Annotated in this window: 14 protein-coding genes; 13 read left to right on the top strand and 1 reads right to left on the bottom strand. The window is 73.3% G+C overall.

The features are described from left to right. Positions 1–26 precede the first annotated feature (26 nt). The 6 genes from IG69_RS0116150 (at position 27) to IG69_RS0116125 (ending at position 4,708) form a co-directional block, all read left to right on the top strand. The gene (locus IG69_RS0116150; RefSeq protein ID WP_030529206.1) at positions 27–221 is read left to right on the top strand and encodes a ubiquitin-like protein Pup; all 195 of its coding nucleotides are present in this window, start codon (positions 27–29) and stop codon (positions 219–221) included. Further along, positions 218–1,036, top strand: coding sequence for a proteasome subunit beta (prcB, locus tag IG69_RS0116145; protein WP_030529205.1), 819 nt, complete (start codon positions 218–220; stop codon positions 1,034–1,036). Before IG69_RS0116150 ends, prcB begins: the two co-directional genes overlap by 4 nt. Then, the gene (prcA, locus tag IG69_RS0116140; RefSeq protein WP_030529204.1) at positions 1,033–1,848 is read left to right on the top strand and encodes a proteasome subunit alpha; all 816 of its coding nucleotides are present in this window, start codon (positions 1,033–1,035) and stop codon (positions 1,846–1,848) included. The genes prcB and prcA overlap by 4 nt, the downstream gene beginning before the upstream one ends. Further along, positions 1,845–3,224, top strand: a complete 1,380-nt coding sequence (gene pafA / locus IG69_RS0116135) for a Pup--protein ligase (protein ID WP_030529203.1) — start codon at positions 1,845–1,847, stop codon at positions 3,222–3,224. Before prcA ends, pafA begins: the two co-directional genes overlap by 4 nt. A 120-nt stretch (positions 3,225–3,344) precedes the next feature. Then, positions 3,345–4,292 (top strand): FKBP-type peptidyl-prolyl cis-trans isomerase, encoded by a 948-nt coding sequence (locus IG69_RS21220; protein ID WP_051750648.1) that lies wholly within the window; start codon positions 3,345–3,347, stop codon positions 4,290–4,292. 38 nt (positions 4,293–4,330) lie between these two features. Then, positions 4,331–4,708 carry an FKBP-type peptidyl-prolyl cis-trans isomerase gene (locus tag IG69_RS0116125; RefSeq protein WP_030529201.1) on the top strand — a complete coding sequence of 126 codons (378 nt, stop codon included), beginning with the start codon at positions 4,331–4,333 and terminating at the stop codon, positions 4,706–4,708. Here IG69_RS0116125 and IG69_RS0116120 read toward each other — a convergent pair. Next, positions 4,692–5,789, bottom strand: coding sequence for a DUF3866 family protein (locus IG69_RS0116120; protein ID WP_030529200.1), 1,098 nt, complete (start codon positions 5,787–5,789; stop codon positions 4,692–4,694). The genes IG69_RS0116125 and IG69_RS0116120 overlap by 17 nt on opposite strands. A 35-nt stretch (positions 5,790–5,824) precedes the next feature. On the opposite strand from IG69_RS0116120, the gene IG69_RS0116115 reads away from it, so the two are divergent. The 7 genes from IG69_RS0116115 to IG69_RS0116085 are packed head-to-tail and all read left to right on the top strand — an operon-like array spanning position 5,825 to position 13,074. Further along, positions 5,825–6,838, top strand: a complete 1,014-nt coding sequence (locus IG69_RS0116115; protein ID WP_030529199.1) for a helix-turn-helix transcriptional regulator — start codon at positions 5,825–5,827, stop codon at positions 6,836–6,838. Continuing rightward, positions 6,838–7,836, top strand: coding sequence for a helix-turn-helix transcriptional regulator (locus IG69_RS0116110; RefSeq protein ID WP_030529198.1), 999 nt, complete (start codon positions 6,838–6,840; stop codon positions 7,834–7,836). Before IG69_RS0116115 ends, IG69_RS0116110 begins: the two co-directional genes overlap by 1 nt. 3 nt (positions 7,837–7,839) lie before the next feature. After that, positions 7,840–8,154 carry a hypothetical protein gene (locus tag IG69_RS0116105; protein ID WP_030529197.1) on the top strand — a complete coding sequence of 105 codons (315 nt, stop codon included), beginning with the start codon at positions 7,840–7,842 and terminating at the stop codon, positions 8,152–8,154. A 34-nt stretch (positions 8,155–8,188) separates the two neighbouring features. Next, positions 8,189–8,494, top strand: a complete 306-nt coding sequence (gene tatA / locus IG69_RS0116100) for a Sec-independent protein translocase subunit TatA (protein WP_030529196.1) — start codon at positions 8,189–8,191, stop codon at positions 8,492–8,494. A gap of 21 nt (positions 8,495–8,515) precedes the next feature. Beyond that, positions 8,516–9,328 (top strand): twin-arginine translocase subunit TatC, encoded by an 813-nt coding sequence (gene tatC / locus IG69_RS0116095; RefSeq protein WP_245616176.1) that lies wholly within the window; start codon positions 8,516–8,518, stop codon positions 9,326–9,328. A 5-nt stretch (positions 9,329–9,333) separates the two neighbouring features. Next, a complete protein-coding gene (locus IG69_RS0116090) occupies positions 9,334–10,218 on the top strand; it encodes a YegS/Rv2252/BmrU family lipid kinase (RefSeq protein WP_245616175.1) in 885 nt (294 codons plus the stop codon). A 45-nt stretch (positions 10,219–10,263) separates the two neighbouring features. Beyond that, positions 10,264–13,074: a DEAD/DEAH box helicase gene (locus tag IG69_RS0116085; protein WP_030529193.1), complete on the top strand. Its 2,811-nt coding sequence runs from the start codon at positions 10,264–10,266 to the stop codon at positions 13,072–13,074. Positions 13,075–13,087 lie beyond the last annotated feature (13 nt).

Raw genomic sequence — 13,087 nt, 5'->3', positions numbered from 1 at the left:
ACGACCACGACCCGAGGAGGGTGACCATGGCCGGTCAGGAGCAGATCAAGCCGCAGCGTCGCGACGACGGGCCCGACGACGTCGACACCCCGGGGCCCGCAGCCGCCGCCCCCGCCGCGCAGGTGAGCGAGATCGACGACATCCTCGACGAGATCGACGGCGTCCTCGAATCCAACGCGGAGGAGTTCGTCCGCGGCTTCGTCCAGAAGGGCGGCCAGTGAGCGCCGGAGCCGACTCCGGGCGCCTGCCCTCCGCGTACCTCGTCCCGGGGTCCTCCAGTTTCACCGACTTCCTCTCCGCCCACGCCCCGGCCCTGCTGCCCTCGCGCCGGCCGCTGCCCCCGGGCGCGGCGCTCGAGGCGCCGCACGGGACGACCATCGTGTCCGTCACCTACACCGGCGGGGTCGTCATGGCCGGTGACCGTCGCGCGACGATGGGCAACGTCATCGCCAACCGCGACATGGAGAAGGTCTTCGCCACCGACGAGTTCAGCCTCGTCGGCATCGCGGGCACGGCCGGCCTGGCCATCGAGCTGGTCCGCCTCTTCCAGGTCGAGCTCGAGCACTACGAGAAGATCGAGGGCACGCTGATGTCCCTCGAGGGCAAGGCGAACCGCCTCGCGTCGATGATCCGCGGCAACCTCGGGATGGCGATGCAGGGCCTCGCCGTCGTGCCGATGTTCGCCGGCTACGACCTCGAGGAGGGGCGCGGCCGGATCTTCTCCTACGACGTGACCGGCGGGTGCTACGAGGAGCAGGACCACCACAGCGTCGGCTCCGGCTCGCTCTTCGCGCGCGGCGCGCTGAAGAAGCTCTACCGGCGCGACCTCACGGCCGAGCAGGCAGTGCGCGTGGCCGTCGAGACGCTCTACGACGCCGCCGACGACGACTCGGCCACCGGCGGCCCGGACGTCGGCCGGCGCATCTGGCCGACCGTCGGGCTCGTCGACGCCGAGGGCGCGCGGTTCGTGCCGCAGCCGGACCTCGCGCCGGTCGTCGACGCCATCATCACCGAGCGCTCGGAGGAGGCCCGATGACCGCCGGGATGCCGTTCTACGTCTCGCCCGAGCAGCTGATGAAGGACCGGGCCGACTTCGCGCGCAAGGGCATCGCTCGCGGCCGCTCGGTCGTCGTCCTCCAGTTCGACGCCGGCATCGCCTTCGTCGCCGAGAACCCCAGCCGGGCGCTGCACAAGGTCTCCGAGATCTACGACCGGATCGCCTTCGCCGCGGTGGGCAAGTACAACGAGTTCGAGAACCTGCGGGTCGCGGGCGTGCGCTACGCCGACCTGCGCGGGTACTCCTACGACCGCTCCGACGTCACCGCGCGCGGGCTGGCCAACGCCTATGCCCAGACGCTCGGCACGGTGTTCACGCAGGAGTCCAAGCCCTACGAGGTCGAGATCGTCGTCGCCGAGGTGGGGGCCACGCCCGAGGGCGACCAGGTCTATCGCCTCACCTACGACGGCTCGGTCGCCGACGAGCACGGCTTCGTCGCGATGGGCGGGGGAGCGGAGCAGATCGAGACCGGCCTGCGCGAGGCCTGGCAGCCGGGGATGCACCTCGCCGACGCCCTCGCCCTCGCCGTCCGCCTGCTCGGCGCCGACCCGGCCGGCGGCGAGCCGCGCACGCTGGCCCCCGAGCAGCTCGAGGTGGCCGTCCTCGACCGCCATCGGCCGCGCCGGCGCTTCCGCCGCGTGCAGGGCGACCTCCTCGCCCGGCTGCTCAGCTCCGACGACCCCACCGCCGACGTGCCCGCCGGCGACGACGGCGACTCGGCCCGCGGCGCGGCCACCAACCCGCAGACGCAGCGTCCCGAGGCGGCCTCCGAGGGCGGCGAGGACGCGTGAGCACCCGCGGCAACCGGCGGATCTTCGGGATCGAGAACGAGTACGGCATCACCTGCTCCACCGGCGGCCAGCGCACGCTGACCCCGGACGAGGTGGCGCGCTACCTCTTCCGGAAGGTCGTCGCCTGGGGCCGCTCGAGCAACGTCTTCCTCACCAACGGCTCGCGCCTCTACCTCGACGTCGGCTCGCACCCCGAGTACGCGACGGCCGAGTGCGACTCCATCCGGCAGGTGGTCACCCATGACCGGGCGGGGGAGCGGATCGTCGAGGGTCTCGTGGCCGACGCCCAGCAGCGCCTGCGCGAGGACGGCGTCGCCGGCGACATCTACGTCTTCAAGAACAACACCGACTCCGCCGGCAACTCCTACGGATGCCACGAGAACTACCTCGTCACGCGCTCCGGCGAGTTCCAGGCGCTCTCCGAGACGCTGCTGCCGTTCCTCATCAGCCGCCAGCTGACCTGCGGCGCAGGCAAGCTCGTCACGACGAGCAAGGGCGCGTCGTACGCGCTCAGCCAGCGCGCCGACCACATCTGGGAGGGCGTCTCGTCGGCGACCACCCGCAGCCGGCCGATCATCAACACCCGCGACGAGCCGCACGCGGACGCCGAGCACTACCGGCGGCTGCACGTCATCGTCGGCGACTCCAACATGGCCGAGCCGACGACCATGCTCAAGATCGGCTCCGCCGACCTCGTCCTGCGGATGATCGAGAGCGGCGTCGTCATGCGCGACCTCACGCTCGAGAACCCGATCCGGGCGATCCGCGAGATCTCGCACGACATGACCGGCCGGCGCACCGTGCGCCTGGCCAACGGCCGCGAGCTGTCGGCCTTGGATCTCCAGCGCGAGTACCACGCGAAGGCGGCCGAGTTCGTGCAGCGCGAGGGCGCCGCCGACCCGCTCCACGAGCGCGTCCTCGAGCTGTGGGACCGCACGCTGACCGCCGTGGAGACCGGCGACCTCGGGCTCGTCGGCCGTGAGATCGACTGGGTCGTCAAGTACCGGCTCATCGACGAGTACGCCTCACGGCACGGCCTGGACCTCGACCACCCGCGCCTGGCGCAGATCGACCTCGCCTACCACGACATCGACCGCTCGCGCGGTCTCTTCTACCTGCTCCAGCGACGCGGACGCATCGAGCGGGTCGTGTCCGACCCGGAGGTCTTCGAGGCCAAGGTGCGCCCGCCGCAGACGACACGCGCCAAGCTGCGCGGTGACTTCATCCGGGCCGCGCAGGCGCAGCGGCGCGACTTCACCGTCGACTGGGTCCACCTCAAGCTCAACGACCAGGCCCAGCGCACGGTCCTGTGCAAGGACCCGTTCCTCGCCGAGGACACCCGCGTCGATCGGCTCATCGAGGGCCTCACCGCCTGACCCGCGTCCACCGGGCTCTCAGGGAGCGATGCGGGAGTTCCCATCCGCCGCGGTTATCGTGAGGAGACCGGTCGCGTCCCACTCCGCGCGGCGTCCCCGTCCCGAAGGTGTCCCAGACTCGTGCCCCGTCGCCTCACGTCCGTCCTGTCCGTCAGCGCCCTCGCCGGCGCGCTCCTGCTCACCGGCTGCGGTGAGGAGGAGGCCACGACCCCGTCGAGCTCGATCAGCGGCGTCCAGGTCATCGGCGAGGCCCAGAAGGAGCCGAAGGTCACCGTCAAGGCGCCCGTCGCGGTCTCGCGCACCCAGTCGCAGGTCCTCACCGAGGGCGACGGCGCGGCCGTCACCAAGGACGACCTCGTGACCCTCCAGGCCATCCTCGTCAACGGCAAGGACGGCAAGGTCGTCACGAGCACGTGGAAGACCGGCACGGTCGGCCTCGACCTCGACGACCAGAACCTCTTCGCCTCCTTCAAGAGCCAGATCCCGGGCAAGAAGATCGGTACGCGGATGGTCATCGCGTCCACGCCGGCCGACGCCTACGGCGAGACCGGCAACCAGCAGCTCGGCATCACCAAGGACGACCCGGTGATCTTCGTGCTCGACCTCGTCGGCGCCACTAAGGTCCTCGACGAGGCGCAGGGCACCGCCGTCGCGCCGAAGAAGGGCCTGCCGACCGTGACGATGAACGCCGGCAAGCCGGCGACCATCACTCCGGCCAAGGGCGTCAAGGCCCCCACGAACACCGTCGTCCAGCCGCTCGTCGAGGGCACCGGCGCTGCGGTGAAGAAGGGCCAGACCGTCCGGGTCGCCTACACCGGCGCGCTCTACCGCAACGGCGAGGTCTTCGACTCCAGCGCCAACCGTCCCGAGCAGCCCTGGTTCGAGTTCAAGCTCGGCGAGGGCCAGGTCATCAAGGGCTGGGACACCGGCCTCGAGGGCCAGAAGGTCGGCAGCCGCGTGCTCCTCGTCATCCCGCCGAAGGACGGCTACGGCGAGCAGGGCAGCGGCGACAAGATCAAGGGCACCGACACCCTCGTCTTCGCGGTCGACATCCTCGCCGCTTACTGACCCACCACCCCCACCGGCACCCAGAGAGGCATCACCCTGTGACCGAGCTGACCAAGCCCGAGATCGACTTCCCCGGCGACGAGGCCCCGACCGAGCTGGTCGTCGAGGACATCACCGTCGGCGACGGCGCCGAGGCCACCCCCGGCAGCACCGTGTCGGCCCACTACGTCGGGGTCGCGCACTCCACGGGTGAGGAGTTCGACGCCTCGTGGAACCGCGGCGCGCCGCTCGAGTTCCGCCTCGGCGTCGGCATGGTCATCGCCGGCTGGGACGAGGGCATCGCCGGGATGAAGGTCGGCGGCCGCCGCAAGCTGACCATCCCGTCGCACAAGGCCTACGGCGAGCGCGGTGCGGGCGGCGTCATCAAGCCGGGCGAGTCGCTGATCTTCGTCGTCGACCTCATGGACGTGCGCTGACCGACCCCGCGTGGGACCCGGCCGCCGCCGCCACGAGGAACGGCGCCGGGTCCTCCCCGAGGCCGCGGCCCATCGTCGACAGGCCCACCGGGCTCGTCGCGAGGGCCTCGGCCAGCCCGTCCGCGGGCACCTCCACCGGCGTCAGCCGGGCACGCGCCGTCCCGACGAGCCGCGCGAGCTGGTCCCGCACCCGGGCGTCGAGCGCAGGGTCCGGCAGGGTCGTGACCGGCACGTCGGCCGGGGCGTAGAGCGCCCGCCCGTACGCGGTGAGGCTGTGGTGGCTGATGCCGAGGTGCCGGTCGCGCCGGTCGGTGCCCGAGACCCGCAGCGCCGCGACCGGCCGTCCGCCGAGGACGTCGGCGGCGTGCAGCGCCTCCGCGGCCGCCACCCCCGAGTACCCCCAGCGGGTGCCGGTGCCGACGTTGCCCGGGCCCTGCGCCACGACCGCGACGTCGGCGCCGACGACGTGCCGTGCCGCGAGCAGGCCCGTGTGCACCGTGACGGCCTCGTGGTCGCCGCCGTAGGCCTGACCGACCGTGAGGCACGACGCGAGCCAACCGGCCTCTCGCAGCCCGGCGACCGCCCGCGAGAACGCGGCCGGGAGGGCCCCGCCGTCGGTCATCACGTAGGCGACCGTCGCGTCGGGCCGCACCGACCGGATGCCCGCGAGCACCGCGGGCAGCGCGCTGTGCAGGTCCGCGACGACGACGGGCATCCCGCCGAGGTCGTCGGCCCCGGCGAGCACGTCGTGGTGCGGGGACTCCTGCTCGTCGACGGCCAGGAGCATCTGCTGCAGCGGCGTGTAGCGCGCCTTGACGATGTGGCCCGGCCCGGCCGGGGGATCGGCCGGCAGCACGTCGCCCCGGGCGACGACGAAGGCCAGCCCACCGGTGCCGAGGCCGCGCAGCAGCGCCGACGCGTTGAGCAGCACCCGCTCACCGGCCTCGGGCGCGCCGGTCAGGGCCGTGTAGGCCAGCGCGCGCACCCGCTCGCCCGTCCCCTCGAGGTCGACGGCCAGCTCGACGGAGCCCGGCCCACGCCGGACCTCCTCGGCCACGGTCCCGGCGCGCCAGTGCATCACGCGGGGCAGCGTAGCCGTCGGGTAGCGTCTCCCGGGTGAGCAGCCAGAGCGGGGGAGGTGCGCCGAGCGCGGCCCAGGTCAAGACCGAGCGCCTGCTCAACCTCGTCCTCGTGCTGCTGTACGCGCGCCGCCCCCTCGCGAAGGCCCAGATCCGCCGGCTCGTGCCGCAGTACGGCCAGTCGGCCTCCACCGAGGCCTTCGAGCGGATGTTCGAGCGCGACAAGGACGAGCTGCGCGAGCTGGGCATCCCGCTCGTCACCGAGGACATCGACGCCTTCCACGACGACGAGCCGGGCTACCGCATCCACCAGCGCGACTACGCGCTGCCCGACATCGCCTTCGAGCCCGACGAGCTCGCCGTCCTCGGCCTCGCGAGCCGCACCTGGGCGCAGGCGTCGCTCGCCGGCCCGGCGGCGCAGGCCCTGCGCAAGCTGCGGGCCGCGGGGGTCGAGCGCGACACCGAGTCGCTCATCGGCATCGAGCCGCGGCTGCGCACCGCCGAGCCGGCCTTCGACGCCGTCAAGGACGCCGTCGTGCGCCGGGTGCCGCTCACCTTCACCTACCGCCGGCCCGAGGCGGCCGAGGGCGCCGAGCGCCGCGTGCAGCCGTGGTCGCTCGTGTCGTGGCACGGGCGCTGGTACCTCAACGCCTGGGACCTGGACCGCGAGGCGCCCCGGGTCTTCCGCCTCTCGCGCATCAGCGGCACGGTCCGACGCGCAGGCCGCCCCGGCTCCTTCGAGGTCCCGGCCGACCACGAGCCGCGGGTCATGGTCGACAGCATGGCCGGGTCCGCGACGCAGTCCAGCCCTGCCATGCTGCGGGTCCGGGTCGGGGCGGGCCACGCGCTGCGGCTGCGCGCCCGGACGGTCGGCGAGGTCGACGACGAGTGGTCGCTCGTCGACCTCGACTACGGCGACGTCTGGTCCTTCGCCGAGGAGGTCGCCGGTTACGGCGCCGACGTCGTCGTCGAGCAGCCGCCGGAGCTCGTGGACGCCGTCGTCGAGCGCCTGCGCGGCACCCTCGCCGCGCACGGCGGAGGGGGGTCCTGATGCCGCCCGCACCGCAGGAGACCGCCACCGCGCGGCTCGCGCGCCTGCTGACGATGGTCCCCTGGCTGGTCAACCGCCAGGGCATCGACCTCGAGGAGGCAGCCGCCGACCTCGGTGTCTCGACCGAGCAGCTCGAGGCGGACCTGCAGCTGCTCTTCCTCTGCGGCTACGGCCAGATGCCCGACGAGCTCATCGAGGCCGACTGGGAGGGCGGACGCGTCTTCGTCGGCAACGCCGACTCGATCGCCCGGCCGCTGCGCCTCGGCGTCGACGAGACCGTCACCCTCATCGTCGGGCTGCGCGCCCTGCGCGAGGTCCCGGGCCTCGACGAGCGCGACGCCGTCGACCGGGCTCTCGCCAAGCTCGAGGCCGCCGCCGGCGAGGCCGCCGACCCCGCGAGCCGCGTGCTCGCGGAGGTCGCCGACGACACCTCGGCCGACCTGCTGGCCCGCGCCCGCACCGCCCTCGCGACCCGCCGCCGGGTGCACCTGCGCTACCTCGTGCCCGCGCGCGACGAGGCCACCGAGCGCGACGTCGACCCGATGCGCGTCGTCGGCATCGACGGCCGCTGGTACCTCGAGGGCTGGTGCCACCGCGCCGAGGACACCCGTCTGTTCCGGCTCGACCGCGTCGAGGAGCTGAGCGTCCTCGACGTCGACGGCACCCCGCCGCCGCAGGCCGCCGAGCGCGACCTCTCCGAGGGCACGTTCCGCCCGGCGCCGGACGACCTCGTCGTCACCCTGCGCCTGCTGCCCGGTGCCACCTGGGTCTCGGACTACTACCCGGTCGAGTCGCTCGAGGAGGTGCCGGCCACCGAGGGCGGCGGGCAGGTCGTGCGCATCGCGACGGCCGACACCGCGTGGCTGCACCGGCTGCTGCGGCGCCTCGGCGGCCGCGGCTACGTCACCGAGCCGGCCGACGTCGTCGCCGAGGTGCGCGAGGGCGCGGCCGCGGCCCTCGCCGGCTACCCGCGGCGTACCGCCGCAGGGGAGCGCTGACCCGTGCTGCCGTGGTGGGGCTGGGTGCTGCTGTGGGTGGTCCTCGTCGTCGGGGGCGCCGTGCTCGTCGGGCTGCGGGCCCGCGCGACCTGGCGCAGCCTGCGGGCGCTGACCGCCGAGCTCGGGCGGGCCGGGCGGCTCGTCGAGGAGCTGGAGCAGGTGGCCTCGCGGCAGGGCGACCCGGAGCTGCCGGTCACAGCGGTCCTGCAGGATCCTCACAGCCTCCGCGAGGAGCATCGGCGCGAGCGGGCCCGCCAGGCCGACGCGCGGGGAACCCGCAACGCCGAGCGGATGCCTCCTTGGGCCCGCGTAGACTGACGACGACCTCGACCGCGGAAGGCGGTAGTACGTAATGTTCCGGAACTTCGGTGCGCCCGAGATCATCATCATCGCGGTGCTGATCATCCTCGTGTTCGGGTGGAAGCGCCTGCCCGACGCCGCCCGCAGCCTCGGCCGCTCGGCGCGTGTCTTCAAGTCCGAGGTCGACGAGATGAAGAAGGACGGCAAGTCCTCCTCGGCCGCCTCCAGCGAGACCGTGCGCGGCGAGTCGCTCGGCACGAACCGGCCGGTGGACGACGTCGTCACCCCCGACCCTCACGGCAACGCCGTGCACGAGCGCGCCCCGCGGACGGACAACCCGTCCGGCCCGACCGCCTGACACCGGGGGTCCACGCCCTCCATGGCCCGACTGCGCCGCCGCCCTCGCGACCCCGAGGGCCGCATGACGCTGGCGGAGCACTTCAGGGAGTTCCGTCGTCGGCTGTTCATCGCCGCGGCCACGGTGTTCGTCTCCGCCGTCGTCGCCGGTATCTACTACGAGCCGATCTTCGAGTTCCTCAAGGCCCCGTTCCAGCAGTACGCCGACGCGAACCCGCAGAGCGACATCAGCATCAACTTCGCGGAAGCGACGTCGGCGTTCTCGAACCTCATCAGCCTGTCGATCTTCATCGGGGTCATCGCCTCGAGCCCGATCTGGATGTACCAGTTCTGGGCGTTCATCGTCCCGGGGCTGACCCGCAAGGAGAAGCGGATCAGCCTGACGTTCATCGCCTCGACGGTTCCGCTCTTCCTGCTCGGCTGCTGGCTCGGTTACACGATCCTCCCGCAGAGCCTGTCGATCCTCTACGGCCTCTCTCCGGCGGGCACGTCGAACATCCAGGCCGCCTCGATGTACTTCTCGTTCGTCACGCGGTTCATCCTCGTGTTCGGTCTCGGGTTCCTCTTCCCGGTCTTCCTCGTCGGGCTCAACCTCATCGGTGCCCTGCCGGCCAAGCGGCTCATCGCGGGGTGGCGCTTCGCCATCGTCGCGATCTTCGTCTTCGCCGCGGTCGCCACGCCGACGGCCGACCCCTTCACGATGTTCGTCTTCGCCGCCCCGCTCTGCGTCCTCTACTTCGGCGCCTGGGCGGTCTGCCGTGTCCTCGACAAGCGCAAGGCCGCCAACCGGCCGGACTGGCTCGACGTCGACGACACCGAGGCCTCCCCGCTCTGAGCGCCGTGCGCGTCGGCGTCGTCGTCAACCCCACGTCGGGCAAGAACACCGGCGCCCGCGTCGGGGTCGAGGCGCTGACCCTGCTGCGGGCCGCCGGGGCCGAGGTCGTCGACCTCTCCGCCGCGGACGCGGTGGGGGCCCTCGCGCACGGGCGTGCGGCCGTCGCGGAACGATCCGTCGACGCGCTCGTCGTCGCCGGCGGTGACGGGATGGTCCACCTCGGGGCCAACCTCGTCGCCGGCACCGGCATCCCGCTGGGCGTGGTCGCCGCGGGCACCGGCAACGACATCGCCCGCGAGCTCGGCCTGCCGGTGCGCGACGCGGCCGCGGCGGTCGAGCGCATCCTCGCCGGGCGCACGCGCGCCGTCGACGCCGCGCGCCACGTGACGCCCGCGGGGGAGGATCGCTGGTTCCTCGGGGTCCTCGCCGCCGGGTTCGACGCCGTCGTCAACGAGCGCGCCAACCTGTGGCGCTGGCCGAAGGGCCGCATGCGCTACAACCTCGCGATCGTCCGCGAGCTGCCCGTCTTCCGACCCATCCCGTACGCGCTGACCCTCGACGGCGAGCGGCACGAGACCGAGGCGATGCTCGTCGCCGTCGGCAACGGCCCCTCCTACGGCGGCGGGATGCGGGTGACGCCCGACGCACGCTTCGACGACGGGCTGCTCGACGTCCTCGTGCTGCACCGCCTCCCGGTGCCCGAGTTCCTGCGCGTGTTCCCCAAGGTCTTCAGCGGCGGTCACGTCGGCCACCCGGCGGTCGAGGTGCTGCGCGCCCGCCGCGTCACGCTCGAGGCCACCGGCATCGTCGGGTACGCCGACGGCGAGCGGTTCGGGCCGCTGCCGCTCGACGTCGAGGCCGTGCCCGGCGCGGTGTCAGTCCTCGCGTGACCCGCACCGCGCTGCGGTGACGCACCCCTGACGTAGCCTGAGGACATGCCCAGTCCCGCCGAGCGGTACGCCGCGGCGCAGGCGCGGTCCCGCCGGGAGCGGACCGAGCTCGGCCGCTTCACCGCCGCCCTCGACTTCCCGCTCGACGACTTCCAGCTCCGGGCGTGCGAGGCGGTCGAGGAGGGCAAGGGCGTCCTCGTCGCGGCTCCGACGGGGGCCGGCAAGACGATCGTCGGCGAGTTCGCCGTGCACCTGGCGCTGGCCACCGGCCGCAAGGCGTTCTACACCACGCCGATCAAGGCCCTCTCCAACCAGAAGTACCACGACCTCGTGCGCGTGCACGGAGCGCAGAACGTCGGTCTGCTGACCGGCGACAGCTCCGTCAACGGCGAGGCGCCGGTCGTCGTCATGACCACCGAGGTCCTGCGCAACATGATGTACGCCGGCTCCTCGACGCTGACCGGGCTCGGCTTCGTCGTCATGGACGAGGTGCACTACCTCGCCGACCGCTTCCGAGGCGCGGTCTGGGAAGAGGTCATCATCCACCTGCCCGAGTCGGTGCAGGTGGTGTCCCTCTCGGCGACCGTCAGCAACGCCGAGGAGTTCGGGGCGTGGCTGGCCGAGGTCCGCGGCAACCACGAGGTCGTCGTGTCCGAGCACCGGCCGGTGCCGCTCTTCCAGCACATGCTCGTCGGCACGACGATGTTCGACCTCTTCGCGGGCAACCGGGTCAACCCGGACCTGCTCCACGCCATCCGGAACGCCGAGCAGCGCGGCCGGTACACCGAGGACGCGCGCCGGCTCGGCGGCCCCTCAGGCGGCGGCCACCGCGGGGGTCGGGGGCGCCGCGACCACGCCGCCCCGCGCGGTCCCGGCGGGGGAGCAGGAGGTCGGGGCTTCGCGCGCGGCAGCCGCCCGGCCGGGGGCGCCACCCGCGCCGAGGTCGTGCTCGACCTCGAGCGCGAGGGCCTGCTCCCCGCGATCACCTTCATCTTCAGCCGGGTCGGATGCGAGGCCGCGGTCGGCCAGCTGCTGTCGGCCGGGGTGCGGCTCGTCCCCGAGCGGGAGGGCGAGCGCATCCGCCGGCACGTCGAGGAGCGGGTCGAGTCGCTCGCCGACGAGGACCTCGGCGTGCTCGGCTTCTGGGACTTCCTCGAGGGGCTGAGCCGCGGCTTCGCGGCGCACCACGCCGGGATGCTCCCGCTCTTCCGCGAGATCGTCGAGGAGCTGTTCACCGACGGCCGCATCCGGGCCGTGTTCGCCACAGAGACACTGGCGCTCGGCATCAACATGCCGGCCCGCACGGTCGTCCTCGAGAAGCTCGTCAAGTACAACGGCGAGGCGCACGTCGACATCACGCCCGCCGAGTACACCCAGCTGACCGGGCGCGCCGGGCGACGCGGCATCGACGTCGAGGGGCACGCGGTCGTCCAATGGACGCGCGGGATGGACCCGATGGCCGTCGGCGGCCTGGCCTCGACCCGCACCTACCCGCTGCGCTCGAGCTTCCGCCCGACGTACAACATGGCGGTCAACCTCGTCCGGCAGGTCGGCCGCGAGACGACCCGCGAGCTGCTCGAGACCTCGTTCGCGCAGTTCCAGGCCGACCGCGCCGTCGTCGGGCTCGCGACCCAGCTGCGCAAGAACGAGGACGGCCTCGACGGCTACGCCGAGGCGATGCACTGCGACTTCGGCGACTTCCGCGAGTACGCCCGCATCCGCCGCGAGCTCGCCGACGCCGAGAAGGACGGCCGCAAGGCGCGGGCCGCGTCCCGGCGCGCCGAGGCGGCGGTGTCGATGGAGGCGCTGCGCGTCGGCGACGTCATCCGCATCCCCGCCGGACGGCGGGCCGGGTGGGCCGTCGTCGTCCAACCCGCGCGGACGGCCAAGGGCGCCCCGACCGGGCCCGGCGTCGTCACCGAGGACAAGCAGTTCCGCCGCCTGACGCTCGTCGACGTCCCGGAGCCGGTCGAGGCGATGGCCCGGGTCGCGGTGCCGAAGCACTTCAACCCCAAGTCGCCGAAGTCGCGCCGCGACCTCGCGACCGCGCTGCGCGTCGCGACACCGCACGGCCTCGAGGACGCGCCCTCGCGCCGCGGGCGCACCGACGCGACCGCCGACACCGACCTCACCGACCACCTGCGACGGCAGCTGCGCGAGCACCCGTGCCACCAGTGCCCGCGCCGCGAGGAGCACGCGCGGTGGGCCGAGCGGTGGTGGCGGCTCAAGCGCGAGACCACCGGTCTGCAGCGGCGGGTCGAGGGGCGGACCAACACGGTCGCGCGCACCTTCGACCGCATCTGCGACGCCCTCGAGTCCCTCGGCTACCTCGCCGAGCACGGCTCGGTCGTCACCGAGCGCGGCGAGCGGCTGCGGCGCCTCTACACCGAGAAGGACCTGCTCGCCGCCGAGTGCCTCCGGCACGACGTGTGGAAGCGCCTCGACGCGCCGGGGCTCGCGGCGGCCGTCTCGGCCCTCGTCCACGAGCCGCGGCACGAGGAGGCCGACGTCTCGCCGCGGATGCCGACCGACGAGGTCGCCGACGCCGTCCGCGAGATGGAGCGGCTGTGGGCGGGCATCGAGGAGCTGGAGACCGACCACGACCTGCCGACGACGTCGATGCCCGACGGCGGCATGGCGTGGATGGTGCACCGCTGGGCCTCCGGCGGCCGCCTCGACGACGTGCTGCGCGGCCAGGACATGGCCGCCGGCGACTTCGTGCGCCGGTGCAAGCAGCTCGTCGACCTCCTCGACCAGGTCGGGGACGCCGCCACCGACACCACGCTGCGGCGCACGGCGCGGCAGGCCGTCGACGCGGTCATGCGCGGCGTCGTCGCCGCCGACCGGCTCGACTGAGCCGGCCGGCGCG

The organism is Phycicoccus jejuensis (genome assembly GCF_000720925.1).
GTDB classification, from domain to species: Bacteria; Actinomycetota; Actinomycetes; order Actinomycetales; family Dermatophilaceae; genus Phycicoccus; species Phycicoccus jejuensis.
Note: the sequence above shows the minus strand (reverse complement) of the source record. Positions and strands in the feature narration are given on the sequence as shown.